Raw genomic sequence first — 26,278 nt, forward strand, 5'->3', positions numbered from 1 at the left:
GACGGCCAAATTGGAAGCGACAGATGCAGGCTTCCAGATTTGAGCGCTGTCGCTGGATCGAGGTAGACGTTGGTCGCAATTCATCAGAGAATCTTCCGAGATATCGAGACGAGGATCATGAGCGGCGACTGGCAGCCCGGCCAGCGCATCCCGATCGAACACGAACTGGCCGCGCACTATCGATGCTCGCGGATGACGGTCAATAAAGCGCTGTCGGCGCTGGCGGAGCGCGGCATGATCGTGCGCCGGCGCAAGGCCGGCTCCTTCGTCGCCACGCAGCAGATCGACCGCACGGTGATGGATATCCAGGACATCAGCACCGAAGCGGAGCTTGCCGGGTATGAACACGACTATCGCATGCTGATGCGCAGGGTCGAAAGGCTGGATGCGTCCGACGCCGTGCTGTTGCGTGAGCCTGCGGGCGCGGAGATCCTGCGGCTTCAATGCTTGCACCTCGTCGACGGCAAGCCGAACGCTATCGAACGACGGATCATCATGCTCGATGCGGTGCCGCTCGCCAGAGACGAGACCTTTGCCTCCGTGCCGCCGGCCAAGTGGCTGCTGGAGCAGGTTCCCTGGTCGAAGGCCAGGCATATCATTCGCGCGGTTTCAGCCGATGCTGCGACGGCACGATTGCTTGAGACCGAACGCGGCGAAGCCTGCCTGACGCTCATCCGCCAGACATGGCAGAATGGCGGCACCGTCACCTATGTCGAGATCACGCATCCCGGCGACCGCTTTCAATTTGCCGGCGATTTTCAGCCGGCAAATAAAGAAATGCCTGAGCATCTCGCCCGGAGAAGCGCGACGTGACCGACAAACGCCCCTTCAAAACCATTCCGCTCAAGGGACTTCAGGCCTTCGAAGCTGTGGGACGCTGCGGCAGCGTTACGGCCGCGGCCTTGGAATTGAAGGTCTCCCCCGGCGCAATCAGCCAGCAGGTCCGCAAGATCGAAAGCTTTCTCGGCGTTACGCTTTTGGAGCGCAACGGCCGCACCGCCGAGCTCACCCTATGGGGCAGGCTCTACCATCAGGAGATATCGAAGGGCTTCGAACAGTTCGCCATCGCCGAACAGAAGCTGGAGCGGGCACGCAACGAGAATGCGCTGGTGCTCAGCGCGCTGTCTTCCGTTGTCAACAAATGGATCGGCCGGCGCATCTTCGATTGGCAGGTTCTCCATCCGGACGCGCATGTCAGGATCATCGGTCGCGACAAGGAGCCCCGCATGGGCTTCGACGAGATCGACTTCCGCATCAGCTACGGATCGGACGTGCTCCAGCACGAACATTATGCCGAACTGTTCCGCGACTGGGTTGTCCCCGCCTGCTCCCCGGCACTGATACAGGGTCAGGAGCCCTCGGTTTCCGAGCTTCTCTCGCATCCGTTGCTACACGTTGAGTGGGAGCGGCATTTTACGCCCTACCCCAGTTGGACCGAATTCGCCGCGAAAGTGGGCGTATCGCTCAAGGAAACGGCATCCGGACTGTCTTTCACTCTGTCGAGCAGCGCAATCGACGCCGCCGTCAACAAGCGGGGTGTCGTTCTCGCGCAGATGTCGATGATCACCGATGAGCTGGAGGCACAGACGCTCGTCATTCCCGTCGATATCAGGATCCCGCTACGCGAAAGCTATTTCCTTGCTTGGGACAGATCAGCCCTTCAGAAACCCTATGGTGCAGCGTTTCGCGACTGGGTCGTTGCCATTTCCCGCCAGCAGGCGCGGATATCCGCCCCGTCATGACGTTTTAGAAAAACTAAAACGGAAGATAGCTTCAGCGATATTGATGAAAAAACGTGCGTGGCGATAATTTGCGCAGACATCAACGATCGAGATTGGAAGCATTTCATGGCACGCACCGACAAGATGAAGCTGGGCACTTTTGTCTATACGTTCGGTTTCCACCCGGCGTCCTGGCTTCATCCGGAAAGCGATGTCAACGGCGCCAATGACTTCCGCCATCTTCTTGATGTTGCGGAGCGCTCGGAGGCAGCAAAATTCGATTTCATGTTCATGGCGGATTCGCCGGCCGCCGCCGTCGGCGATCCCGATGCCCTTGCGCGTATTCCGACCAAGATGAACCGCTTCGAGCCGCTTTCGCTGCTATCGGCCCTGTCGGTCACCACCGAGAATCTCGGCCTCGTCGCAACCGTTTCGACGAGCTACTACGAGCCCTACAACGTTGCCCGCCTCTTCGCCTCGATCGATCACCTGAGCGGCGGCCGCTCCTGCTGGAACGTCGTGACCTCCGATCATGACGAGACCGGCTACAACTTTAACCGCGAGGGACTGGACCCGCATGCCCTGCGCTATGAGCGTGGCAATGAGTTCGTCGATGTCGTCTTCGGGCTCTGGGACAGTTTCGAAGAGGACGCCCTGCTTCTCGACCGGGAAAGCGGCATCTATTACGACAAGACGAAGCATCACACGCTGAACCACAAGGGCAAGCATTTCCAGGTGCGCGGCCCGCTCAACATTGCCCGTTCGCCGCAGGGCCGTCCGATCATCGCGCAGGCTGGCGGATCGGAGCCCGGCATGGACATGGCGGCTCGCACCGCCGAAATCGTCTTCAGTCTTGCCTCCAACATCGATCGTAATCGAGCCTTCTACGACAATGTGAAGAAACGCATGCCGGCCTATGGGCGCAATCCGGACGATCTGAAGATCATGCCAGGCGTCGTCATCAATGTCGGCGAGACCGAGGCCGAGGCGCAAGCGAAGGTCAAATATCTGATCGACAAGATGCATCCCGATGTCGGTCGGTTGATGCTGTCCGAATTCCTCGAGGCGGATCTACGCGGCGTACCGCTGGACCAGCCCTTTCCAATGGATCGACTGCCCGCCGCGCCCAAAGGCTCCCGGGCGCTCTTCGATGAGCTGGTTGATTTCGTCAAGAGCGGCCACACGGTCGGTGAGCTCATCCGCCACTATGCGGAAAAGCACACCGGTAACGGCATTACCGGCACGCCGACGCAGATCGCCGACTTCATGGAAGAATGGTTCGAGACGCGCGCCGCCGACGGCTTCATCCTGATGTTCCCGACCTTGCCGGCGAGCCTTGACGATTTCGTCACGCTCGTCCTGCCGGAACTGCGCCGTCGTGGGCTTTTCCGCGAAGAATACGAGGGCTCGACCCTTCGCGAAAATCTCGGGCTCTCGATGCCTGTCAACCGGTTTGCGAAGGCATAGCCTGCATCACCGCAGGCGTTCACCCAGCAGACCGATCGAGGCAACATCGGCATTGGCGAAGGCGAGGCGCAGGTAACGCTCCTGCCCTTCGCCGAAATAGCTTCCGGGGATCGAGATGATGCCCGCCTGTTTTGCCAGCCTTTCGGCGACCGTCGTTGACGACTGCTCGGCGAAGGGATGGCGGATGAAGGCAAAGTAGGCGCCGATTGCCGCGATATCCCAGCCGGGCAATTCCGACATGGTGCTCTTCAGCGCCTCCGCGCGGCGCGCAATCTCCAGCCGGTTACCGGCCCGCCAGTCGGCGAGGATCGGCAGCGCCGCAGCCACGGCATGCTGCGCGGAACGTGGCGCGCAGATCTGCATGTTGTCCATGACCTTGGTGATCTCGGCGAGAAACTTCGGCCCGGCCGTTACCGCTCCGAGCCTATGGCCCGGAATGCAGAAGGACTTGGAGAAGCTGTAGAGCAGGACAAGCGTGTCTTCCCAGCCCGGCTCTGACAGAAGCGCATGCGGCGGTCCGTAGCCCTCGGCAAGGAAGTCGCGATAGGTTTCGTCGATGATCAGCCATGCGCCATATTTCCGGCAGAGCAGGAAAAGCTCGCGCAGCAGCGCCGGAGGATAGACGGCCCCGGTCGGATTGTTGGGTGTGACCACCGCCAGAACGCACGCACCGGCGGCAAGTGCCTGCTCGGCGGAGGCGATATCCGGGAGAAAGCCGTTCGTCGCATCACACTGCACCAGCGCGCGCTTGATGCCGAGCATCGCCAGGGTCGTTTCGTGATTGAAATAGAAGGGGTTCGTCAGCGCCACGGTATCGCCCGCCCCGGCAAGCGCGATCGCCACGGACATGAACGCCTGATTGCAGCCGGAGGTGATGTGGACATTTTCCGCCTGGATCGGCGCGCGATAAACCTCGCTGACGTGCCGGGCGTAGACGTCCCGCAGCACAGTCTCTCCCTCGATCGGCCCGTATCCCGTCATCGCCTGCGAGGAAGCTGTTTCGCCAAGAAGCCGCAGCATCTCGGGATGGGCGGGATATCCGGGCACGGCCTGCGACAGATCGATCAACGGTCCCCTGCCACCGGAATATTCACGGCTCCAGGCAACGACGGAAGGAATCGGTGGTGGGGAGAGGCGGGCGATGAGCGAATTGGGTTCTGCGGCGGGCATATCGATTATCCTTTTGAAACCGATTGCTACACCGATATCGATCGCCTTCTCAACCGCTTTGTCGGAAGGTGCGAGCAGAATGGGCAGCGGAATCTCCTCCGCTGCCCTGTCGTCACTCTGCTCGACATGAAACTATGGGCCTGCGTCCTATTTCACCGAAGGGCTGAAGACCATTAGGCTCAGAATCTCGAACAGCACTTGCGCGCCCGCGTGAGCCGTGTTGGTCGTCGCATCATATTGCGGGGCTACCTCGACCACGTCTCCGCCGACAAGATTGATGCCCTTCAGGCCGCGAATGAGCTCAAGCACTTCACGGGTCGTAAGCCCACCGATCTCAGGCGTTCCCGTGCCAGGCGCAAAGCTCGGATCGAGGCTGTCGACGTCGAAGGAGAGATAGGTCGGCCCATCGCCGACGATCTGCTTCGCCTTCTCGATGATCGCCGGGATGCCGAGGCCGGTCACCTCTTCCGCATGGATGACCGTCATGCCGGACTCGTAGGAAAACTCCCAGAGATATTCCGCCGAGCCTCGGATACCGATCTGGATCGTTCGCGTCGGGTCCAGCACGCCGTCGAGAACCGCGTTTCTGAAGGGGCCACCATGATGGAATTTCGTCTGGTCGAACGATCCGCCGGTATCGCAATGGGCATCGATATGGATCATGCCGACCGGCGTCTTCTTGCCGACGGCCTTCATGATCGGATGGGTGATGGAATGATCTCCGCCGACCGAAAGCGGAACCACACCGGCATCGACGATCTGGTTGGCGCGCTTTTCGATATCGTCATGGCTAAGTTCGAGGCGATAGCGGCTCTGGAACGGAACATCGCCGATATCGGCGACACGGAGATCGAAAACGGGCGCGCAGCCTAGGACATGATTATAGGGACCGATACGCTCGATCGTGCGCAGCGCACGCGGCCCGAAGCGGGAGCCGGGCCGGTTGGTGACGCCGAGGTCCATCGGTACGCCGAGGATCGCCACCTGCAGGTTACCGAAGTCCGGGCTTTCAGCATCGACCGGCATGTAAGGCGCCGAAAGGAAGGTCGGCACGCCCGCATAGGGTGCCAGCCGGGTTCCGCTTTTCGAGAAAATCTTGTCTGCGACCTTGCGGAACTTGGCGTCGAACAGTTCGCCGCCATGGTTGTCGCCATATTTCTCGCGCAGCGCACTCAGCTTTTCCTCATCGAATGTCATCTCTGTACCCCGATTTGATGATCGTTATCTTTGTCTACCGCCAGTGGGCTTTTCAGCCGATCTTCGTCCGCATCGGCAGTGATGTTCAAGCCTGTTTCGCGCTCCTGCCGCCTCCAGCAACATTTTTTCGCCGGGAATCATTTGAGGATTCCCGATGATCACGGTGGCGGAGGCTTGAGTAGCGCGAGTGAACTCCAGAAAAAATTTGTAATCAATTGTGGCAGGAAGGCTCCCTGCAAACTTTGTTCGCAATAGTCCCCGTCCGTAGAAACATTCAGAAATATAGAGACGCATTGCATTCATCTAGCCTCACTAGATTAGCTTCAGTGAATTGAACCAGACTAAAGGCACTGATGATGAGGCAACTGCGTATCGTCGCGACTGTATTGATGACCGCCATTGGCGGCATGAGCACCACTGTTCTTGCCGCAGAACCCGCAATCACGCCCACCGACCAGGCCCTCCCCGGCGCCGAGATGACGCATCCCATGCCGGAAGCCATGGCGCCGCAAGGACCGCCATGCCCCGGCCCTTGCGGTGGCCCCGAGATGGATGAGCACATGATGGCATTCGGGAAAGGCATGCCCTTCCCGCCGCCGCATGGAATGCCCGGTGATTTCCATCGGCCAGACCCCGCGCTGGAGCTTGCATCCAAGCTGTCGGCACTGGAGACACTGATCGGCATCCATTCCGCCCAGCTCGATGCCTGGAGGGATTACACCAGCGCTCTGACGGATTTCTTCGCTTCGCCGAGACATGAGCCGATGGGGCCGCCGCCGGTCGACGGCACAAAGCCGGCAAATGCCGACAGTGGCGCCGGGAAACCGAACGAACTGTTCGGCGAACAGGCTGCCGATCGCGCGCTGGATCGCGCCGCCAAGGCGCGTGTGCTGAAGGACAAGGCGACGGCACTTCACAACGTTCTGACCCCCGACCAATTCGCCAAGCTCGAAGATGCTGAACGGTCGCTGGAACCTGGCCCACACGGTTTCCACTAGGACGAAACAGATCTCGATCAAGCCATTCCACCTCCCCCTCCATCCGCCAAGGGTCCCCCCAACCGGACGCGGTTATCCGATCCTCATCGGATGGAAGGAGCGGCCCTCCGCAAAGGGTCGACAGGTCCGAGGACGCCCCGCCCGGCGTCCTCGGACCAATTCGTGCAGGGCTATCTCTCACCGGAGATAGATAACTTATTCGCGGAGAATGGATCAGCCGGATCGACAACTCCCACCTTGACCGCAAGCAGATGATGACATGCTGAATTCCCCAAACCGGATACCCATACGAACCGAACCGGAGCAAGTGCGCGAAACCGTGCTGCGTGCCACGCCAACGAGCCCGTCGCGATACAAGCGGTTTCGACGCCCTGGCCTAGCTCTGGTTGCAACGGCCTTGCTCGTCTGCGCCGGCGCATTCCTGTTTCGTGATGCGATCTTCCCCGAGCAGACTTCATCCGCCATCACGGGCGCGGTTGTCCGCGGTGATGTTGAGGAAGCCGTGCTCGCGTCGGGTACGTTCAAGCCGAACAAGCTCGTCGCCGTCGGCGCGCAGGTCTCCGGGCGGATCACCGCGCTGAATGTCAAGCTTGGCGACAAGGTCCAGAAGGACACGTTGATTGCCCAGATCGACTCCACGACGCAAAGCAACGATCTGAAAACCGCAGAGGCCTCGCTTGCCAACGTCAAGGCACAGCGCCAGGAAAGCGAAGCTGATCTCGAAAATGCGCAACTGACGCTGACGCGGCAGCAGACCATCTTCCGCAGCCAGGCCGGCTCCAAGGCCGACCTCGATACGGCGGCAGCCAACGTCAAAAAGATCACCGCCCAGATCGCGGCCCTCGACGCGCAGATCATTGCGGCGGAAGTTGCAGTCGAGACGGCTCGGGCCAATCTCTCCTATACCCGGATCACCGCGCCGATGGACGGCACCGTGCTTGCCATTGTCAACCAGCAGGGCCAGACGGTCAATGCGGCTCAGTCGGCGCCGACGATCGTCATTCTCGGCGAACTCGACACGATGATCGTCCGCACCGAAATTTCCGAAGCCGACGTCGTCAGAGTGACGGTGGGCCAGCCGGTCTATTTCACCATCCTCGGCGACCCCGCCACCCGCTACGATGCCGTGCTGCAATCGATCGAGCCGGCGCCTGAATCGATCACCAGTGACAGCAGCGTCACGTCTTCCAGCACCACCACCTCGTCCAGCAGCAGTTCGACGTCGTCTTCCTCGTCCTCAGCGATCTATTACAATGGCGTCTTCGCCGTGCCGAACCAGGATAACCATTTCCGCACCTATATGTCGGCCGAAGTTCATATTGTGCTCGGTGCGGCCAAGAATGCGCTGACCATTCCATCCTCGGCGCTCAGCGCGAAGACGACCGACGGCTCCTATGGCGTGCACGTCGTTGCTGCCGACGGCAAGCCGGTGGCAAGGACGGTTGTGATCGGGCTCAACAACAATGTTACCGCCGAGGTTCTATCCGGTCTCTCCGAAGGCGACCGCGTCGTGATCGGCGAGGCAAGTGCGACTGCCGCGAAAACCAGCATGGGTGGCGGCCCGCCGCCGATGGGGTTCTAACCGTGTCTTCTCCTCTCATAGAACTGAAAAGCGTCCGCCGTGAATATCAGTCCGGCGATCGCACCATCGCCGTGCTGAAGGACATTGATCTGTCGATTGCCGAAGGCGAGATGGTGGCCATTGTCGGCCCCTCCGGCTCCGGCAAGTCGACGCTGATGAACATCATCGGCCTGCTCGATCGCCCGACCAACGGCACCTATGCCATCGCCGATTCCGAAACCCATCTGCTCGACAGCGATGCGCTTTCGCAGCTGCGCCGCGAACACTTCGGCTTCATCTTCCAGCGCTATCATCTGCTCTCAGAGCTGACGGCGCTCGGCAATGTCGAGGTGCCGGCGATCTATGCGGGGCAGCCCGGCCATGCGCGCAGCGAGCGAGCCGCCGCTCTTCTTCAGCGCCTCGGCATGGCCGAAAGGTCCGGACATCGGCCGGGGCAGCTTTCAGGCGGCCAGCAGCAGCGTGTCTCCATTGCACGCGCCCTGATGAACAACGGCCAGGTCATTCTGGCGGACGAGCCGACCGGTGCGCTCGATCGGGAGAGCGGCGAAGAAGTACTGCGTATCCTTGCGGAACTACATGCCGAAGGCCATACGGTCATCATCGTCACCCATGACATGAAGGTCGCGGCCCGCGCTGATCGTATTATCGAAATCTCCGATGGTGATATCGTTGCGGACAGGCGCTCGTCCAAGGAAGGTCCGCGCGATCACAAGTCCTCTCCCAGAACGGCTGCAGGCAAGGCCGGCTGGCGCGAGCTGGGCGGCCGCCTGACCGAGGCCTTCCTCATGGCGGTCCTTGCGCTCAAGGCCCATCGGCTGCGCACGTTCCTCACCATGCTCGGCATCATCATCGGCATTGCCTCGGTGGTCTGCGTTATCGCGCTTGGTGAAGGATCCCAGCGCAAGGTGTTGTCGAACATCAATAATCTCGGGACAAACACGCTGGAAATCTTTCCCGGCAAGAGCTTCGGGGACATGCGCTCCGGACGCATCAAGACGTTGATGGTCAGCGATGCCGATGCCTTGGCCAAGCTCACTTACGTCGCCGCCGTCACACCGACGGTTTCGACCAGCAGCACCGTGCGTTTCGGTTCGACGGAGGCCAATGCACTGATCAATGGCGTCGGCGACGCCTATTTCTCGGTCAAGGGTTCTAAGCTCGTCACTGGTCGCCTGTTCGACAACGACAGCGTTCAGCGCATGGCGCAGGATGCGGTCATCGACCAGAATACGGCCACGACGCTCTTTGAAGACAAAGGTCTCGATCCCTTAGGTCAGACGGTTTTTGTCGGGAAAGTACCCGTGCGGGTCATCGGTGTCATTGCCTCACAGCAAGGCGGGTTTGGCTCCAGCGACAATCTCTCGGTCTATCTTCCCTATACTAGCGTGCAAGCCCGGTTTCTTGGCGACATGTCGCTGCGCAGCATTACCGTGCGCGTCAGTGACGACGCCGAAAGTGCGACCGCAGAGGCGGCCGTGACGCAGTTTCTGGAGCGCCGTCATAATGCCAGGGACTTCTTCATTCTCAATACCGACGATATCCGCCAGGCGATCACCAGCACGATCCGGACGATGACGCTGCTTGTCTCCGCGATTGCGGTCATTTCGCTGCTCGTCGGCGGCATCGGCGTCATGAACATCATGCTGGTTTCGGTGTCCGAGCGTATCGCGGAGATCGGGGTTCGCATGGCGGTTGGCGCGCGGCGGCAGGACATCTTGCAGCAGTTCCTGATCGAGGCCGTTCTTGTCTGCCTGTTGGGTGGCGGGCTCGGTATCGCCGTAGCACTTGGCTTCGGCTTTGCCTTCAACCGGCTCGGCTCCAACTTCACGCTGGTCTATTCGGTAAGTTCAATCGTGCTTGCCTTCACATGCTCATGCATGATCGGCCTCACCTTCGGCTATCTGCCGGCGCGCAATGCTTCCAGGCTCGATCCGGTCGCGGCGCTATCAAGAGACTGACGTCGTCGAAACGAACAGTAGAGACTTGAGGGGTAATCCGGCTTCGCCATCCGTGTTGGGGGGCGTCATGGCGAAGCCGGTATGCGGGGGCGGTCAAAAGCTTGCTCGAGCAAAGCTTACGACCAGCACCAATTCTACATGAACCGGCGGCCACAACATTTCTGAACATTGCTGAAACAAGGAGTTTTCGGGAAATTTATTGTCCCGACATTGCCCTTCTGCAGGACTTTATTTAATAAGCCGAACGAAGTTGTTTGTCGGTCGCAATCAGCCAGTTTTTCATACTTCTGGCAAGGATATTATTTGTCGCACCGCTAAATTATGGTCGGGATCCCGCCATAGCGGCAACTCTTGTCCCCTCGCCGACCGCAGTACGTTGGAATTCCAGCAACCAGCAATCCGTCAGGATACGGGCCTGCGGCTGATGCTCTGGTTGGGAGTCTTGAAGGTAATCAACTGCTCCAGGCCCCGAGGATGCCGATTGCGCACGACGATCTCGCCATCGAACCTGGAGATGATCTCCTTGGCGATGGCCATTCCGAGACCCGCCCCCGGAAAGGATCTTTGCCGCGCAATATCGATGCGGAAGAAGGGTTCGAACACCTGGTTCAAACGCTCTTCGGGAATGCCGGGGCCGGTATCGAGGATTCTGACGATAGCCTTGTCACCAAAATGGGCGACCGTGACGACTGCCGATTCGCCATGCGTGGCAGCGTTGATAAGGAGATTGCGCAAAGCCCTGGTAAGTGCCAGGACGCCTGCGGAGATCGACGCTGGCTGCAGTTCTCCGCTCTCGATATTCATGCCGATCGCGGCAAGTTCCTCGACGATATCCCCGACAATCATATCGAGTCTCACGCATTGCAGGCCGTCGCTGGAGATTTCCTCGCGAACCAATCCAATGGCGCTATCGGCGATCGTATCGAGCTCCTCCAGATCAGAGAGCCATTTGCGCCGGTCTTCATCATCCTTGATGAATTCGGCGCGCAGCCGCATCCGTGTCATAGGGGTTCTAAGATCATGTCCGGCGGCCGCAACCAGCCGCATCCGGCTTTCCGTCGCTGCCTTCACGCGTGCCGATAGTCCGTTCAGAGCCTGCGCGGTAACCCGGATTTCTCCTGGGCCGGTTTCCGGCACGTGCGGCAACGTTCCATCCGGACCCATCTCAGCCACGGCGCGCTCCAGCAGACGAAGCGGCTTCATGATCTTCGAGGCGGCGAAGATGGATACCAGCACGCTTCCTGTGATGATCAGGCCGAGCCATCCCACCAGTATCGTCCAACCGTCGGGCGGTGGCCCGAATTCCGGCATCGGCATCATCATCCAATTACCATCGGAAAGCTTGATCGATGCAGTCGTCTCCCCGCGCATCTGACGTGTTATGGTTGCGTATCGCGCTGTCGCTATGCGACTTAGCGCCTCCATAAGGACTCTGGAAAGGTGCTCATCGCGAGGCCCGTCCGCCGGAAGGGCGGCAATTACCAGACCGGAAGAGACCGCAGCGTTCCGATCGTTCTCCGCAAATGTTGCAAGGATCGACAGCTGGCGCGCCACCGGTTCCATCGTCATGTCCGGACGCGGCCCCCGCATCACCAGGCTTGCGACAAAGGAGGAGGTAATGACGACCAATACAATGGCCGTCAGCAGGAGAAGCGCCAGACGAGCACCCAGGGATTTCATGGATCGCCTTTGACCGCCGTCACCGGAACCACGAGCTGATAGCCACTATTCCGGATCGTTCTGAAGACCGGATCCTCAGCCGTTTCACCCAGCTTGCGGCGCAACCGGCTCATCAGGACGTCGATCGAGCGATCCGCCGGATCGCGATCCCGTCCCTGTGTCAGATCCAGCAACTGGTCGCGCGACAACAGCCGGCCGGACCGTTCGAGAAAGGCCTTGAGCAGATCGAATTCGGCACCCGTCAGCCCAATGATCTCGCCGTTATCCTTGGTGACGCGGCGAAGCTGCGGGTCCAGGGTCATCTCGGCGAAATGATAACGTCGCTGCTCCGGCTCGGGGGTTAAGTCCTCGTTCACCCGGCGAAGAACGGCCCGAATGCGCGCTGCCAGTTCTCGCGGATTGAATGGTTTTCCGAGATAGTCGTCGGCGCCGATCTCAAGCCCCAGGATCCGATCGATATCCTCCTTCAAGGCAGTCAGGAGAATGACGGGCACGCGGGGTCGGCGGTTTCTGAGGTCGCGGCAAAGATCAAGGCCCGATCCATCGGGCAGCATGACATCGAGCACCAGCAGATCTGGCGCGCGCCGGTTGAGAGCGTCGTTACAGCCGCGCAAATCACTTGCCGTCGAGACGCGGAAACCCTGCTCCTCGAGATAGCGGCTGAGGAGCGCGCGGATCTCGTGGTCGTCGTCAACGATAAGGACATCAGGCGCGGTAGTCAGTGTCATGGGCACAGTTCCATTTTTGCTAAGTTTTATACCAACTCCCATTCAAAAGAAGACTTTTCACGGGCAAGACGCGCAAAAATTCCTGCAGGAAACATTGATTTACAAAAATATCGCCGAGGGAAATGTTGAGCAATGGAACAGGGCGAGCGCCGGGTGCAAATAGGCTATGCCGCGCGCTGCCATTCGACGGTCCAGCCGGAAAGGCGACCTTCAATGGCGCCGCTGTCCATCATGAACCGGATCTCAATGGGGATTTGCGGCTCGACGATGTCGACGTGCATGGTCGTCTCAAACGAACCTGTCCCTTCCGGACAAACGCGAAGCTTGCCGAGCGTTTCCCCGGAATGGACCTCTATGGTGAAGATCTGACCATAGCAGTCCTCATCGATATTGAAGGCCAGCTTGGCGTCCCAGCGACCGGGAGGCAGATGAAAGTAAGGGCCGTAGATGATGCAGCGCGCACCGCCGGTGAGATCAATCGAATCCTCGATGCTCTCGTTAGGTCTGTCGCCCGAAAAGAACGTCTCGCGCGGCCAGGAAATAGGCTGCCCGGCAATATCGTCACGTCCGATCTCCAGCGGAAGGAGAACCTTCTCGATCGCCTGATGCAGAGGTTGGCTAAGTTCGGATCCGTCTTTCTGCGGCGGCGCATATCCGGCAATGACCGCCGCCGCTGCCTCCTCCAACTTCGGTGGCTTTGCCAGCAATTTTTTACCCGGCGCGGTCATCCCAAGGTGCAGCAGGGCGTTGGCAATCTGGTCGGCGGTGAGATCGATGCTGAAATGCTCGTCTATTTGCTTCAGCAGCATGTCGATGCCGCTTCGCCCGACAACATCGTTGCGGCGCATGATAAGCGCGGTGGGAGCGTGCGCGATGGGTTCGAGGCAGGCAAGGCTTGCCGAGACGGCCCTGACGAGCCCGAGATCTCGTTGTTCGGTGGAGCGCGCGAGATAGGAAACGGCATCAATCGGATTTTCGAGGAACAGCATGTAGGGCAGATTCACGCGCAGGATCAGCTCTGACAGCTTCGCCTCGGGAAACTGTGAAACAAGGACGGCATGTGCCTTTGTCCGGTTTTGTACATGCCGCCTGAGATCCTCGACCTTATCGGTCGAAATGACCGCATACTCGCCATATGCCTCGCGCGCCACCGCATGAAGCGCCGCGGCGCCCCAGGATGACATCACGCCTGGCATGCCAAAAGCAAAGAGGATTGTCATGCAAGTATCCTCCCCGATCTATCCATGGAAGAGAGTGTCATAGAGCTCGCCAACCCGTTGACGGTATCGGTCCGCGGAAAAACGAGCAGCCTGCTTCGGGCCAACCTCGGCGTAATGCGAGCAAAGTCCGTCATCCTGCGCGAGGCTGGATATGGCCTTGCGCATGTCATCGGTATTGTACGGGTCGACGAGCAAGGCAGCCTTGCCGGCAATCTCGGGAATAGATCCCTCCGTCGAACTGAGCACAGGGGTTCCCAACTGCATGGATTCGAGCACCGGCAATCCAAAACCCTCGTAGAGCGAAGGGAAAAGCACGGCTCGCGCGCCCCTGATCAGGCTGATGAGCAGAGGATAGGAGACGAAATCGAAACGCTGGATCTGGCGCTGCGGAATGATCCGATCATCGGCGCGCCGAAAGAAGCGAAAACGCTCGTCGTCGATCAATTCTTGCGTTGCATCACCTTTCCAGCCAGGGGCGCCGACAATGATCAGCGGCAGCTCCGTCTTACTGGCGAGATAGGCCTCGATCAGGCGCGCAATATTCTTCTTCGGTTCGAAAGCGCCGAAAAACAGGAAGTATCCCTTCCAGTCCAGATGGAAGATACCGGCGATCTCGTCGGCCACCACATCGTCCGGCTTCGCGCGGAGTGCATCTGGCACTTGGACGGCCTGGTAGGTATTGCTGACGCGCTTTTCGTCCACGCCCAGCACTTTGATGATGTCGGCGCGAGACGTCTCGGAAACCGTGATGATATGGTCCGCGCGACGCGCCAGGGACCGCAGCATCCTATAATGATAGCGCTTGTCGTCCTCGGTCAGATAAGGCAGCCGCAACGGCACGAGATCGTGGATCGTATAGACATTCAACGCTCTCTTTGCGGCGATCGGCATTGGGTAGGTGCAATGCAGAAGATCCGGCTGGCTCTCGAAGCTCAAGGCAAGATTGTTGCCATAGCGCTTGAAATGATGACGCGCGAGATTGAACAGGTCGTTCGAGGCGTAGAGCAATCCAGAATCGCCAAGTTGTGCCTGAAGCGATTTCAGGATGACCGTGCCGTTCAGCGGAATGGGTACGGGCTTCAGGCCGAACGGCGCGGCAATGCGCCGCCGCAACCAGCGCCGGGCAGTGAAAAGCGGCCCGGTCGGGCGTTCGCTGCTGTCATCAAACAGGATGACTTCCCGTAACATCGGGTCGCGTGGGATGTTCCCCTGAATGCCATGGACAACGCCAGTCTTATAGCCGAGGGCCTGCGCCGTCGACATCAGGCTTCGGGTATAGGTGGCGACACCCGTGCCTTTCTTGAGTGAAAGATTGAGACCGTCGTAAAGAATCGTCTGACCCACTCTTACCTCTCCCACCATCATTGCCTATTTGGACAGCGGCCTCAGGCCGGCTTGTCGCGGGAAAGGACGAGAAGCGAATCGTCGCCCCCATACTCAGTCAGAAGCTGCTCACGCGTAACCAACACGGCTTCGCCGCTAAAATCGAGGCGTCGGAGCGATCCGTAGACGGCGGTCAATCGATCAAGGAAATCGCCTGCATCGACATAGCGCCCGGCATTGAATTCAACGACAATGATCGGCTTGTGGCGAGCGATCGTCTCGCTCATTCCCTCGAATATAGCCTCCTCCGCCCCCTCGGCGTCGATCTTGATGAAATCGATCCGCGTGGAAGCGGTACAAAGCCGATCCAGCGTCGTGACCGGAACCTGCACCACTGCGCCGCTCTCAGCGTCAGGAACAAAGTGATCGGAAACGATCAACGCATTCTTTGGCTCGCTTCGAGGAATATAAAGGGATGCCCATTCGCCGTTGACATTGCCGAGAGCGACGGTCTCGATTTTGGTTCGCCCGGACAGGCCATTAAGATCGACACTGCGGTTCAGGAAGTCCGCCGCATGGGGATTGGGCTCCACGGCGATAAGCTGGCCCTCGTCGCCGACAAGTTCGGCCAGAAGCAAGGAATAATATCCGAAATTCGCACCGACATCGACGACGGTCATGCCGTGTTTGACGTTGCGGGCACAGAACAGCGTAAGCCAGATTTCCCAAAAACCATCGAGCAGGATGTGGGAGCCGAACCCTCTGTCGCGCGTGTCCACATAAAGCTTGTAACGCCCGAGGACACGCACCAGAGCCGTGTTGTCACCGAGATAGGTGCTGGTCACACGCTGCAGGATAGCTGTCTCGGCCTGGCGCCGATCAAACGCCATAAGTTCATGAAGGTGAAGCAGCGGTGACGTACTCATGTCAACTCTCCGTGACCAGCCGGTGCGCAGAGCAGTCCGTAAGCCCGACATCATGGTGATGGCCCCTTTCTGCTCGTGTACGCATCTCGATACCCTTCATACGCAAACTAGAACTACGAGATCTTCATCAATTCGCCGCTGCCGCGGATATGCCGACGGATGTGGCGGATAGTGCCTGTGAAGTAAGGCCCTGGAACAAGCCCATGAACTTCTGCACGTCGACCGAGCTCGCGTTGGACACGTAAACGATGTCGCGCGGCTGGATTTCGAAACTCTGCATGGCCAGCAACGTCGTCGCGTTCCTCATATTGAACCGGTAGACGATCGGAACTGCGGTCCCTCTGCGCAGAAGCGGATTATTCGGCGGAACGACCCTGCGCGCCACATCAAGCGGTTCGTAGCGGAGCAGGAATACGCCCGTCACGTCGGCACGGTTGTCCTGGAGCCCGCCAGCGCGCGCCACGGCATTTGCCATGGTGACGCGTTGCGAGCTGAAGGGCACTTCGCCATTCTGGCCGGTCGCGCCAAGAATCGTAAAGGTCCTTGGTTCACGCACTACAGTCACCACGTCCTCCGGGCGCAGCCGTATATTCTCGCGCGGCGACTGGACGATCGTCTCGAAGGGGAGAGCCATGGTTGCTCCCCGTCTCGTCAAATAGACCACGCTCTCGCTGACCCCAGCGCGCAATCCGCCCGCCGCGGCAATCACATCCAGTATTCGGTCCCCCGCCGGCGATAGCGTGACGCGCGCACCGCCAGCAACTTCACCGGTGACGGTCACGGTATTGGCCGTGCTCTGCTGCACTGTCACCAGCGCCTGCGGTTGCACCGCCTTGCCCGCGAGCGCTGCTACCACCATGCTCTCGACTTGCGCAGGCGTGCGTCCGGCAGCATTGATGCGGCCAACATAAGGAATGCCGATAGTCCGATCGCTACTCACCACCTGGGGCGGAATGGTGACCGAGCTGCCGGAAGCCTGTTGCTGGCCGGTGCTGCTGGCAGCCGTGCCGAACAAACTGCCGGGCGGCGCCTCCCAGAGATTGACCGAAACCACGTCTCCAACAGCAATGCGCAAACCGGGATCGCGCGGTCCTTCGCCAAATCTGGCAGCAAGGCTCAGCCGCGGGCGCTCCACATTTCTTATCAGCGACGGCGAATTGACGTCGACCAAGGCAAACGGCGGCGAGGCTCGCCCGGCCGCCTCTTCCAATATCCGTGAGGTCTTAGGACCAGAATCAGGTAACGCACAACCCGTCAGAAGGCAGGCAAGAACACAGAAAATCCCAATTTTTAGTTGCATTACCAATCCCGAGCGGCAGAGAGACAGTGATAACTTATCCTAACCTGCGCGCGCATCATGCCATCCCGGCCTCGTCACTCCGTTCCCGGGTAAAACGGAGGATCGACGAGGGGCTGAAACCATACGCATGCTTGTATAGGACAGAAAAACGGCCCGGGTTTGAGAACTGAAGACTCATTGCAAGATCAGTTATACTCTCAGCATGGCCACCTTTAATAGCGCCATGGGCGGCGGCAAGCCGGTAATTGCACAATATCCCCATCGGCGTGTCGCCCCGATAGGTTCGGAACATTCGCTGGAGCGCGCGTGGGCTGCAGCTGGCGGCATTGGCGAGATCCTCCAGCATGATTGAATTGTGCAGATTGTCACGCATGAACGCTTCCGCTCTCAGGAGCTGGCGAGGTGCCGTTTCCAACGCGCCTCGGGTGAACGCATCGGACAGGTTGTGCGGCAGCTTCGCGAAAAGCTTGACCAGCACCAGCTCGGCATATGCTTTGGCAAGCATGACTCTTTCCGCCGGACGGGCCGACATGAGATCCTTCTCAGCCTGCCTCAACGTCTGATACAATCCCTGTGCCCCACCCTGCCGAAAACTGACCGAAGATAGAACGAATTCCTGGACATAGGGTCTGCCGGTCAGTTCCTCGAAGTGCTGACGCAGCACTGCTTCCGGAACCTGGAACATCAGCCAGGAGCTTCTCGGCTTGATTTCCAGACGCTTCCCCATCCGGTCGCTGATACTGGCGACATTATTAGCGGAAATACGCACGGACCTGCGCGTACGCCTGTCATGCGCCTCCACCTCCCCCGCCAGGACGAAGACAATGCTGACGCGAGGCATGTCATGCTTGGCAACCCCCTCCAGGCTACCCGAATGCTCAGCGCTGATGATCGACGCTGATTGGAGGGGCTGCTTGCTGAACTTGAAGGAATAATCTCCGCCGGGATCCGACGGCACCGTCCATTTCCAGTTCGGCTCTAAAACATCGAGATTGCGAACAATCGCATCACGAGAATACACCTCAAAGGTGCCCACGCATTGCTCGACAACTCTTCCCAACATAGTCATCTGCCACCCTACTCAAAATCTAAAGTTGCATCCCAACAATTGCAAGCACTCGATTTTCACTTAGGCCAGATTTCGCGAATTCCATTTAAGGGTGAGACCATAGGCGCACTCCTTCAATCATCCTAACACGGCATAATCATTCAGCTTAAATTACATTAAGCGCTGTTAAATTAGCATAGTAGATTTCTTCCGAACAGTACAGATAATGACAATGTTATACATATTCGCGCCGTTAGGCTTCTCCCGCAGGACGTGAACTTTTCGTTAAGACGACGTCGGACAAAAAGCGACCATTGAAGTATTTGCTCATATTGTGAATAACGGTTCTAGGTTGCAGAATGAACCGCTAAAATGCAAGGTCAAATCCAGCGGAGAATAGTTGCCTGCCGAAAGAGGCAAAAGCATCGATAGATTCGCTCCTTGCAAGAGTGGTCGTCACGAGCAACCACTTATAAATGGAATTAATTTCCATTTTGCTAATTTAGTATACTTTACTTGAATAAATTCACGACAGACCGTGCGCCCCTTAAATCCACCTGCATGGCATGCTTCTACCGGAGGCGGATGAACGGCCGTCACCCAAGGATACTGTGTCATTTTGAGACGATCTGCGGAGAGAATCGGCAGTTCGAGGCCGGTGATCCCTGAAGGTGATTCGATCAGAGTGTCGAATAGATACGGAAAGCATACTCGACATCGTCGAAAACACGGCCTCGACCATTCTTCAGAACGAGTGCCGAGGTGCAGATGTCGGCGATCACATTTAAGTTATGACCGACCACGATCATCGAGCGGTCCTTCCGTTTGACGAAAAGCTCCTCAAAAGAACGGGTCTGAAACCGTTTGTCGCCGACAGCCATCACCTCGTCGATGAGATAGCAGTCAAAATCGATGGCAAGCGACATGCCGAAGGCCAACCGCGCACGCATCCCGGACGAATAGGTCTTGAGCGGCATGCGCAGATATTTGCCAAGGTCGCTGAAATCCTCCACCATATCGCGGATTTCGTCGAATGGCTTGTCATAGACGCGCGACAGAAACCGCATGCAGTCGTAGCCCGTCATCGATCCGCCGAAGCCGCCGCTGAGCGCGATAGGCCAGGACATGGACATGCTGCGCACGATCTTGCCCGAGGTGGGTTCCTCTATCCCGGCGATCAAACGCACAAGGGTAGATTTACCGGCGCCATTGTGGCCGAGGACAGCGATCTTCTCCCCGCGCGAGATCTTGAAATTGATACCATCAAGCACGCGCCGCATGCGACCGTGAACCTCATATTCCTTGACGATGTCGAACACACCGACGATCCCATCCGGCAGCGCCGAAACGTCGTTCTGCGGCGGCTCCTTCGGCGCGGCAAACTCGGCGAGGCTGGTGGGAATGTTGTTCATTCGGATGCCGCATGTTCCAGAACTTGGGAGACAAAGAACTGCACGATCACGTAGAAGGCGCCGCATATCGCCAGGAACATCAGAAACGACTTGATGCGCTTTGGATAGAGGGGATGATCAGGCAGATTCGGATTGGAGATGCGCTCGAGATAAAGCTGCTGACGTTGCGCATCGATCTTGGCATTTTCCAGCGAGGTGGTGGCTGAAGCCAACATCTTGGCCGCCATTTCCCTTTCCAGAAGAAGTTGCTCATACTGCGCGATGCGCGGCGCCATCGAACTGTCGCTACCGACGACCCGTGCCCGTTCGTCGCTGACCTGGCGCTCCATCGCCGTCACCCGCGCCCGCAAGGCCTCTCCTTGCGGACTCTGGGGCGCCTGATCGTCAAGCGCCGCCAGTCGGGCCTTGCTGTCGGCAACATCGTCCGAAAGCCGTGCGATCAAGTCGAGAGCTGCCGCCGACTGCTTGGTCGGATCGATGAGCGTTTCGCGGTTACGGAAATCCGTCAGGTTCTTTTGCGTGGATTGCAGCCTGCCCTCGCTGTCGGTCAGCTCGACCTGCGCATAGCGGATGGCATCCCCCCTCGCCCGGTCGTTAAGTTGGTTGATGAGCTCTTCGGCATGCTGAAGCAGGGCATTGGCGAGATTGAAGGAGTCCTCAGACCGGAAGGCATATACCTCCAGAGTTGTAACGCCGCTGCTGCTATTGGTATCGACCTTGACGAAATTCTTGTAGTGCTGAAACAGCTCCTCATTATTCGCCGCGGCCCATGGCAACGGATACCGGTTGAGGAAGTCCGCCTCGGGACGGGACATGATATCCTTCAAACCGTTCTTTGCGGCGAGTTCGTCCACGGCCGCGCGCGACATCATGAACTCGCTGACAATATAACTGTCGTCCTGTGCCCGCACGAAGCCCGTGCTTTGCAGGAAGCCGCTGAGCAGGCCCGCCGCGTTCCGGTTGGGACTACGAACCACGAACTGGGTCTCGGAAACATACTGCTCGGCGCTGATGAAACCGTAGTAGACGGCGCCGAGCACACCGGGGATCACCAGCATAAAAAGCAGCAGCAGATGTGATCGGAGCCAGCGCGCGCGCGCGCTCCACCAACTCACATTGCCGCCGGAAGCCGTGGCGGACGAGCGCACGGTTACCAGCGTTACGAAATCGGCGAACTCCCTGTTGTTCTCGATGCGGGTCATATCAGGGCCGTCAAATCTCTCTCGTGGAGAATAATGGGGACATCTCTGTAGTTTTCCGGAGTCATCATCAAGACGTCAGAGAGCCTCCCATCTCATTCATGCCAAATCACCATGTCTCGCGGCCGTACAACATCCAAAGAGACACGGATTTGCGCGACAGGTTCCCATATATCCTTTTAAAGTCAAATATATTTCGCAATCAATAGAGATTTTCTCTTTATAAATTCAAATAGATGGCCTCCTGTCGCAATTAATACTTTGGCGGCGTGATCCGTATGGCGTGGGTAAAATGTCGCAGCAATAAATGTCAGCCACTTAGCCGCTGATCCTTCATTGCTGTTCAAGGAATTCGGAATGGGAAAGTTCGGAGGAGTCTCTGACCGCGGCAGCAATTTTGTAAACCTGCGCGATCACATGAACTTCAGGGCGATCAATCACTCCCGATCGCCCACGGGCAACGCGTCCGCTTCGAAGTCCGTCGTTCTCCTCCTGCAGGGGCCGGTCGGCCCGTTCTTCAACACCCTGGCCAGGACTCTCACCGCCGGGGGCTATGATACGCTGAAGGTCAATTTCAACGGCGGCGACTGGCTGTTTTCCCACGGCAAGGGCGCCGTGAACTTCTGCGGCACGACCGATGCCTGGGCGGATTGGTTGAAGGCCTTCATCAAGAGAGACGCGCCGCTGGTCATCGTACTGTTCGGCGACTGCCGCCCGTATCACCGGACGGCCATCGATGTCGCGAGGCAATTGGGCGTGCCCGTGCTTTGCTTCGAAGAGGGCTATGCCCGTCCCCATTTCATTTCCTGCGAGTGGGGCGGCAACAATGCCCGCTCGCCGCTACGCATCGACGCCCCCCAGGCCAGCGATGTGGAAACACCTTTAGAGCCTGCGGAAATGATACGCGGCAACCTGTTTCGGTCGATGGCGATGGAGGGGATCGCCTACTACGTAGTGAAGGCGCTGGGATCTCCATTCTTTTTCGGCAACGAACATCACCGCAACCGGGCGATCTTGTCGGAAGTGATCCTCTGGACGCGCAATTTCTATCGCAAACTGCGTTATTACCCCAGAAACAACAATCTGACGGTCGATCTGATCGAGAACCAGGAAGGCCGTTACTTCGTCGTAGCGCTGCAGGTCCATGACGATCAGCAGCTTCTCAGCCATGGCCGTGGATGGACGATGGAACGGCTGATCACCGAGACGATCAGATCCTTCGCGCGCCGCGCGGACCCGGCGCATCAGCTGGTCTTCAAGATTCATCCCATGGATCGCGGACACAAGAGCTATCGGCCGTTCGTGAAGCAGCTGGCCATGCTCTGCAAATGCGAGGACCGTGTGCAGGTCCTCGACGACGGATCGATCGGCCTTCTCATCCGTCACTCCCTCGGCCTCATCACCGTCAACAGCACGTCCGGTCTGCTCGCACTCAACCACGGGAAGCCGCTCCTCGCTCTCGGCGATACGTTCTACGGCGCCGAAGGGCTTGCGAGCCTGCCCAAGAATGACGCGCTGTCTGCCGCGGCCATAGACGACTTCTGGCAAAACCCGATCGCTCCGCAGAAGGAGCGTGTGCAGCAATTCGTACGCCACATGTATCGTCAGAGCCTTATCAACGGCAGCTTCTATCTCCGCGCCTATATCGAAGATACCGCCGAACGCGTCGTGCAGCGCATTCGCGCGCAACTTCCGTCCGCCACTGTCGCGAAGACGGTCGCCTTCCTGCACCCGGACAACACAACTCTGCTGGAACAGCCGGATTTCGGCGGTCGCAGCGGAACGTAATGTGGGATCGGGAGATTGCAGATGTTCTCAGATTTCACACTTTTTCCCAATGAGGAGCGGCCGGCGCCGACAGAACAGAACGAGCGTGCATCCTGGCTGCCGCCGACGGATGCGCGTCTCCTCGCCTTTCTTCCAACGCGTTGGCGCTTCCCGCTGATCGGTTCGACGCTCTCCGCATCGCTTCAGCCGATCGAACTCGCGAGAGGAACGGCTGACGGCGTGGTTGGTTGGGGCGACAAGCCGCTTGCGCGCATCGCCCGCCGCTACGCGCATATGCGCAAGCTTCCCTACTGGACCTTGGAAGACGGTTTCCTGCGCTCCGTCGGCCTCGGCAAGGCTGGAGCTCCCTCGGTCTCCCTGATCGCGGATGATCTTGGCATTCATTTTTCGGCTCACACGGCATCCCGACTGGAGACATTGTTGCAGGACGGGACCCCCGGCGCCGATCTGGCACGGGCAAAAAAACTGCGCGAATGGATCGTCCATGAGCGGCTTTCCAAATACAACCATCTGGCGGACGGAAACATCTCGCTTCGGCCCACGCGCCGCAAACGCATCCTGCTGGTGGACCAGGTCGTCGGTGACCGTTCCATCGCCGGCTCAGGTGCCGATGCCAAAACATTTCTGAGGATGTGGAGTGCCGCGCGCGCCGAGAGCAACGCGGACATCATCATCAAGAGCCACCCCGACGTCGTGGCCGGCCGTGCGCGCGGCTATCTGGCGTCGCACGCGCGAGATAGCCGTGTCCAGCTCGTCGACAGCGCCGTTTCTCCCCATTCGATCCTTGATATCGTCGATGAAGTCTGGACGGTCTCCAGCCAGCTCGGCCTGGATGCGCTGCTGCGCGGCATGACCGTCGTTACATTCGGGATGCCGGCCTATGCCGGATGGGGCCTGACACAGGACCGCGCCGACAGCATCGTCGCGACCGCCGCACGCACCCGCCGGACACGCCGTATCAACATCGACGAACTCGCCCATGCGATGCTTCTTCAATATAGTCTGTATGTCGATCCGGTAACGCGCCAGCCAGTCCAGGCGGAACAAGCTGTCGAGCGGCTGCTGGAATGGCGCAGGCGCGCGTCTTCGCTGTCCGGTCGCTATCTCTGCCTCAATTTCGCGCTGCATAAGCGCTCGGTCTTACGCCGTTACCTGACCAGCCCATCGTCACAGGTCCAGTTCACGAACCGGCCCACGGTTGCCCAGATCCAGGCGGCAGACAAGATTGTGTTGTGGGGCAACAGCGCGCCACCCGAGGAAAGCACCCTATGGAGACAGGGAAGACGGCGGCCGATCATTCGGGTGGAAGACGGCTTTATCCGCTCCGCCGGGCTCGGAACATCGCTCGTCCCGCCCTCTTCGCTTTGCTTCGATGCCGAGGGCATTTATTTCGATGCATCCAAGCCGAGCAGGCTCGAAACGATACTGAGCACCGCGGATTTCGACAACGCTCTCCTCGAGCGTGCGAGAAGGCTCCGTCGCGCCATCGTTTCGACGGGGATCACCAAGTATAATCTGCCGGCGCAGCCCTCCCCCGACTACCGCGAGCAAGCCAAGGGACGGTCCATCATTCTCGTGGCCGGACAGGTACCAAACGATGCCTCGCTGCGGCTCGGCATGGCAAGCCATGATTCCGACACCGAGCTCCTGAGAGCCGTCCGGCGCGCGCGCGCCGACGCATTCATCATTTACAAACAGCATCCGGATCTCCTTGCCGAGCCATTCATGCATCCGGGACGAAGCCGGCCGCCGCACGACATCGCAGATCTGGTCGTCGGCAATGTCGATCTGAACGGACTGCTGCACGCCGCCGATGAAGTCCATGTCGCAACCTCGCAGATCGGCTTCGAAGCGCTTCTGCGGGAGCGGTCGGTATGGTGCTACGGGCTGCCTTTCTACGCCGGCTGGGGTCTGACCAACGATGCCGTCGTTTCGCTCCGACGCAAGCGGACCTTGAGCCTCGATGCGCTCGTGGCCGGTACGCTTATCCTCTACCCGCACTATTGGTCGAATATCGCCGACCTGCCTTGCGAGGTGGAAGATGTCATTGCCGAATTGTACCGCGCCCGCCAGGGCTCCGCGCCTGACCCGTCAAGGCGCCGATGGCTGGCCCATATGATCCACATGTCCGGAGTAAGAAGGCTGCGATGAAATCTGTTGTCATGGATATTTCCCGGCTCATTGAGCGGGCGCATTGCCCGACACCGACCGGTATTGATCGCTACGAACTTCACTATGCGCTTTGGCTTAACGAGCGCCGCAAACAAGCTGCGCCATCGAATGACATCCTGCTTTCGCAGGCACCATCGTTCATCGAAACGGGTTATCATGGGGCAATATCCATCGGAGCTCCGCGGGCGGATAGCCTGATCTCCACCCTCAACGACCGCTGGGCCACAACCGAGATCTCTACCTCCCAGACTGCCCTTCTGGAGAAAATCTTCGCCGCAATCGATGGCAAGATTTCCTGGCAACCGACGCCTGCGCCGAAGGGTATCGATGCCCCTTCCCGCAAACTGCGCAAGCTTGCGCACATGGTCACCACCCATTTCTCCCATGGCCTGCCGGTGCCTCGCGATGCCTCATTCGTGCATGTCTCCCATAGCCGGCTCGAGCGCACCTCCGCCTTTTCCTGGCTCAGGGAAACGGGCCGTAATGGCATATTCTATGTGCATGACCTCATTCCTCTGTCTCATCCTGAGTTCGTCCGGCCAGAAGAGCCGGAACGGCATCGCCGCAGGATGGACACGGTATTGCAGCATGCCGCACTCGTCCTCTGCAACTCGCAGGTCACCGCCCGAGCCCTGCGCACCTATGCCCAGGAAAGCAATCGGAAACTGCCCTCGATCGCCGTTCTGCCGCCGGGCGTCGAACAGTGCTTCCTGAAGCCGCCGCAAGATATCGAGCGCCCGCAAAATCCCTATTTCGTCACGCTCGGAACCATCGAACCGCGCAAGAACCACATGTTGCTGCTCAGCCTTTGGCAATACCTGGCCGAGCGCGACGGTCCCAAAGCGCCCCGCCTGGTGATCGTAGGGAAAAGAGGGTGGGAGAACAGCCACATCCTCGCGATGCTCGAACGCTGCCCAGCCTTGCCGGGACTTGTGATCGAGGTGCCGGGATTGGAAGATGCAGCATTGGCGCGCCTCGTTTCCGGCGCCGCCGCGCTGCTCGCGCCATCCTTCGCGGAAGGATATGGCATGCCGATTACCGAAGCGCTGGCACTGCGCACGCCGGTCATCGCTTCCAATATTGCATCGCACCGGGAGGCCGCCGGCATCGACGAGGCGATCTTCCTGAACCCGCTTGACGGCCTCAACTGGCGCGCGGCGGTGGATGCGATCACAGCCTCGCCGCTGCGCCGGACGAGGGCAAGCACCGCGAACCGATGGGATATGCATTTCGCCGACCTGGAGACCCTGATCGAAAGTGATGTCGCGGCGCGCAGGTATTCCGCGCAGCGCGCACCGCAGCGTTCGCCGGCGATGTCATTTGGAGCGTTGTCATGAACATTAAGATGAATTCAGCAAGAGGCGATCGCCGCATCAAAAGGGAACGGGA

General features: G+C 59.1%; 20 protein-coding genes. 9 read left to right on the forward strand and 11 right to left on the reverse strand.

Features of this window, described 5'->3' with window-relative positions; all coding sequences use genetic code 11:
• Positions 1 to 69 precede the first annotated feature (69 nt).
• From hutC to AC1RO0_RS10505, 3 genes are all read left to right on the forward strand, one after another.
• Positions 70 to 813 carry a histidine utilization transcriptional repressor HutC gene (gene hutC, locus AC1RO0_RS10495; RefSeq protein ID WP_498592827.1) on the forward strand — a complete coding sequence of 248 codons (744 nt, stop codon included), beginning with the start codon at positions 70 to 72 and terminating at the stop codon, positions 811 to 813.
• Positions 810 to 1,742 carry a LysR family transcriptional regulator gene (locus AC1RO0_RS10500; RefSeq protein WP_498592828.1) on the forward strand — a complete coding sequence of 311 codons (933 nt, stop codon included), beginning with the start codon at positions 810 to 812 and terminating at the stop codon, positions 1,740 to 1,742. The genes hutC and AC1RO0_RS10500 overlap by 4 nt, the downstream gene beginning before the upstream one ends.
• A gap of 105 nt (positions 1,743 to 1,847) precedes the next feature.
• Positions 1,848 to 3,188 (forward strand): LLM class flavin-dependent oxidoreductase, encoded by a 1,341-nt coding sequence (locus AC1RO0_RS10505; protein WP_498592829.1) that lies wholly within the window; start codon positions 1,848 to 1,850, stop codon positions 3,186 to 3,188.
• A gap of 6 nt (positions 3,189 to 3,194) precedes the next feature.
• Here the strand turns inward: AC1RO0_RS10505 and AC1RO0_RS10510 are convergent, their stop codons facing one another.
• Positions 3,195 to 4,358 (reverse strand): aminotransferase, encoded by a 1,164-nt coding sequence (locus tag AC1RO0_RS10510; RefSeq protein ID WP_498592830.1) that lies wholly within the window; start codon positions 4,356 to 4,358, stop codon positions 3,195 to 3,197.
• Positions 4,359 to 4,505: 147 nt separating this feature from the next.
• Entirely contained in the window at positions 4,506 to 5,555 is a 1,050-nt protein-coding gene (gene speB / locus AC1RO0_RS10515) for an agmatinase (protein WP_498592831.1), read from the reverse strand.
• 353 nt (positions 5,556 to 5,908) lie between these two features.
• On the opposite strand from speB, the gene AC1RO0_RS10520 reads away from it, so the two are divergent.
• The 3 genes from AC1RO0_RS10520 to AC1RO0_RS10530 all read left to right on the forward strand — a co-directional run bounded on the left by AC1RO0_RS10520 (position 5,909) and on the right by AC1RO0_RS10530 (position 10,093).
• Positions 5,909 to 6,553, forward strand: coding sequence for a hypothetical protein (locus tag AC1RO0_RS10520; protein WP_498592832.1), 645 nt, complete (start codon positions 5,909 to 5,911; stop codon positions 6,551 to 6,553).
• Positions 6,554 to 6,812: 259 nt separating this feature from the next.
• Entirely contained in the window at positions 6,813 to 8,135 is a 1,323-nt protein-coding gene (locus AC1RO0_RS10525) for an efflux RND transporter periplasmic adaptor subunit (RefSeq protein ID WP_498592833.1), read from the forward strand.
• 2 nt (positions 8,136 to 8,137) lie between these two features.
• Positions 8,138 to 10,093 (forward strand): MacB family efflux pump subunit, encoded by a 1,956-nt coding sequence (locus AC1RO0_RS10530; RefSeq protein WP_498592834.1) that lies wholly within the window; start codon positions 8,138 to 8,140, stop codon positions 10,091 to 10,093.
• A 402-nt stretch (positions 10,094 to 10,495) separates the two neighbouring features.
• Here AC1RO0_RS10530 and AC1RO0_RS10535 read toward each other — a convergent pair whose 3' ends face one another.
• From AC1RO0_RS10535 to AC1RO0_RS10575, 9 genes are all read right to left on the reverse strand, one after another.
• Positions 10,496 to 11,773, reverse strand: coding sequence for an ATP-binding protein (locus tag AC1RO0_RS10535; protein ID WP_498592835.1), 1,278 nt, complete (start codon positions 11,771 to 11,773; stop codon positions 10,496 to 10,498).
• Positions 11,770 to 12,501 (reverse strand): response regulator, encoded by a 732-nt coding sequence (locus AC1RO0_RS10540; RefSeq protein WP_498592836.1) that lies wholly within the window; start codon positions 12,499 to 12,501, stop codon positions 11,770 to 11,772. The genes AC1RO0_RS10535 and AC1RO0_RS10540 overlap by 4 nt, the downstream gene beginning before the upstream one ends.
• A 164-nt stretch (positions 12,502 to 12,665) precedes the next feature.
• The gene (locus AC1RO0_RS10545) at positions 12,666 to 13,721 is read right to left on the reverse strand and encodes a hypothetical protein (protein ID WP_498592837.1); all 1,056 of its coding nucleotides are present in this window, start codon (positions 13,719 to 13,721) and stop codon (positions 12,666 to 12,668) included.
• Between the two features lie 18 nt (positions 13,722 to 13,739).
• Complete coding sequence (locus tag AC1RO0_RS10550) at positions 13,740 to 15,065, reverse strand: glycosyltransferase family 4 protein (RefSeq protein ID WP_498592838.1); 1,326 nt, start codon at positions 15,063 to 15,065, stop codon at positions 13,740 to 13,742.
• Between the two features lie 41 nt (positions 15,066 to 15,106).
• The gene (locus AC1RO0_RS10555; RefSeq protein ID WP_498592839.1) at positions 15,107 to 15,970 is read right to left on the reverse strand and encodes an FkbM family methyltransferase; all 864 of its coding nucleotides are present in this window, start codon (positions 15,968 to 15,970) and stop codon (positions 15,107 to 15,109) included.
• A gap of 127 nt (positions 15,971 to 16,097) precedes the next feature.
• Positions 16,098 to 17,270, reverse strand: a complete 1,173-nt coding sequence (locus tag AC1RO0_RS10560; protein ID WP_498592840.1) for a polysaccharide biosynthesis/export family protein — start codon at positions 17,268 to 17,270, stop codon at positions 16,098 to 16,100.
• 55 nt (positions 17,271 to 17,325) lie between these two features.
• Entirely contained in the window at positions 17,326 to 18,339 is a 1,014-nt protein-coding gene (locus AC1RO0_RS10565) for a helix-turn-helix transcriptional regulator (RefSeq protein ID WP_498592841.1), read from the reverse strand.
• Positions 18,340 to 18,998: 659 nt separating this feature from the next.
• Complete coding sequence (locus tag AC1RO0_RS10570; protein ID WP_498592842.1) at positions 18,999 to 19,730, reverse strand: ABC transporter ATP-binding protein; 732 nt, start codon at positions 19,728 to 19,730, stop codon at positions 18,999 to 19,001.
• Positions 19,727 to 20,932 (reverse strand): KpsE/RkpR family capsule polysaccharide export protein, encoded by a 1,206-nt coding sequence (locus AC1RO0_RS10575; RefSeq protein WP_498592843.1) that lies wholly within the window; start codon positions 20,930 to 20,932, stop codon positions 19,727 to 19,729. The genes AC1RO0_RS10570 and AC1RO0_RS10575 overlap by 4 nt, the downstream gene beginning before the upstream one ends.
• A gap of 354 nt (positions 20,933 to 21,286) precedes the next feature.
• On the opposite strand from AC1RO0_RS10575, the gene AC1RO0_RS10580 reads away from it, so the two are divergent.
• From AC1RO0_RS10580 to AC1RO0_RS10590, 3 genes are read left to right on the forward strand one after another with little or no spacing between them, the layout of a single operon-like run.
• Positions 21,287 to 22,717: a capsular polysaccharide export protein, LipB/KpsS family gene (locus tag AC1RO0_RS10580; protein ID WP_498592844.1), complete on the forward strand. Its 1,431-nt coding sequence runs from the start codon at positions 21,287 to 21,289 to the stop codon at positions 22,715 to 22,717.
• 21 nt (positions 22,718 to 22,738) lie between these two features.
• A complete protein-coding gene (locus AC1RO0_RS10585; protein ID WP_498592845.1) occupies positions 22,739 to 24,868 on the forward strand; it encodes a capsule polysaccharide biogenesis protein in 2,130 nt (709 codons plus the stop codon).
• The gene (locus AC1RO0_RS10590; RefSeq protein WP_498592846.1) at positions 24,865 to 26,226 is read left to right on the forward strand and encodes a glycosyltransferase family 4 protein; all 1,362 of its coding nucleotides are present in this window, start codon (positions 24,865 to 24,867) and stop codon (positions 26,224 to 26,226) included. Before AC1RO0_RS10585 ends, AC1RO0_RS10590 begins: the two co-directional genes overlap by 4 nt.
• The last annotated feature ends 52 nt before the right edge of the window (positions 26,227 to 26,278 follow it).

The organism is Rhizobium sp. GW821-FHT14E12, assembly GCF_058803745.1.

Excerpts from the sequence above, each read along its gene's own strand:
- AC1RO0_RS10535 (WP_498592835.1), bottom strand. The coding sequence starts at position 11,773 with ATGAAATCCCTGGGTGCTCGTCTGGCGCTTCTCCTGCTGACGGCCATT.
- speB (WP_498592831.1), bottom strand. The coding sequence starts at position 5,555 with ATGACATTCGATGAGGAAAAGCTGAGTGCGCTGCGCGAGAAATATGGC.
- AC1RO0_RS10555 (WP_498592839.1), bottom strand. The coding sequence starts at position 15,970 with ATGAGTACGTCACCGCTGCTTCACCTTCATGAACTTATGGCGTTTGAT.
- AC1RO0_RS10580 (WP_498592844.1), top strand. The coding sequence starts at position 21,287 with ATGGGAAAGTTCGGAGGAGTCTCTGACCGCGGCAGCAATTTTGTAAAC.
- AC1RO0_RS10540 (WP_498592836.1), bottom strand. The coding sequence starts at position 12,501 with ATGACACTGACTACCGCGCCTGATGTCCTTATCGTTGACGACGACCAC.
- AC1RO0_RS10575 (WP_498592843.1), bottom strand. The coding sequence starts at position 20,932 with ATGACCCGCATCGAGAACAACAGGGAGTTCGCCGATTTCGTAACGCTG.
- AC1RO0_RS10570 (WP_498592842.1), bottom strand. The coding sequence starts at position 19,730 with ATGAACAACATTCCCACCAGCCTCGCCGAGTTTGCCGCGCCGAAGGAG.
- AC1RO0_RS10510 (WP_498592830.1), bottom strand. The coding sequence starts at position 4,358 with ATGCCCGCCGCAGAACCCAATTCGCTCATCGCCCGCCTCTCCCCACCA.
- AC1RO0_RS10560 (WP_498592840.1), bottom strand. The coding sequence starts at position 17,270 with ATGCAACTAAAAATTGGGATTTTCTGTGTTCTTGCCTGCCTTCTGACG.
- AC1RO0_RS10565 (WP_498592841.1), bottom strand. The coding sequence starts at position 18,339 with ATGACTATGTTGGGAAGAGTTGTCGAGCAATGCGTGGGCACCTTTGAG.
- AC1RO0_RS10520 (WP_498592832.1), top strand. The coding sequence starts at position 5,909 with ATGATGAGGCAACTGCGTATCGTCGCGACTGTATTGATGACCGCCATT.
- AC1RO0_RS10525 (WP_498592833.1), top strand. The coding sequence starts at position 6,813 with ATGCTGAATTCCCCAAACCGGATACCCATACGAACCGAACCGGAGCAA.
- AC1RO0_RS10590 (WP_498592846.1), top strand. The coding sequence starts at position 24,865 with ATGAAATCTGTTGTCATGGATATTTCCCGGCTCATTGAGCGGGCGCAT.
- AC1RO0_RS10545 (WP_498592837.1), bottom strand. The coding sequence starts at position 13,721 with ATGACAATCCTCTTTGCTTTTGGCATGCCAGGCGTGATGTCATCCTGG.
- AC1RO0_RS10505 (WP_498592829.1), top strand. The coding sequence starts at position 1,848 with ATGGCACGCACCGACAAGATGAAGCTGGGCACTTTTGTCTATACGTTC.
- AC1RO0_RS10585 (WP_498592845.1), top strand. The coding sequence starts at position 22,739 with ATGTTCTCAGATTTCACACTTTTTCCCAATGAGGAGCGGCCGGCGCCG.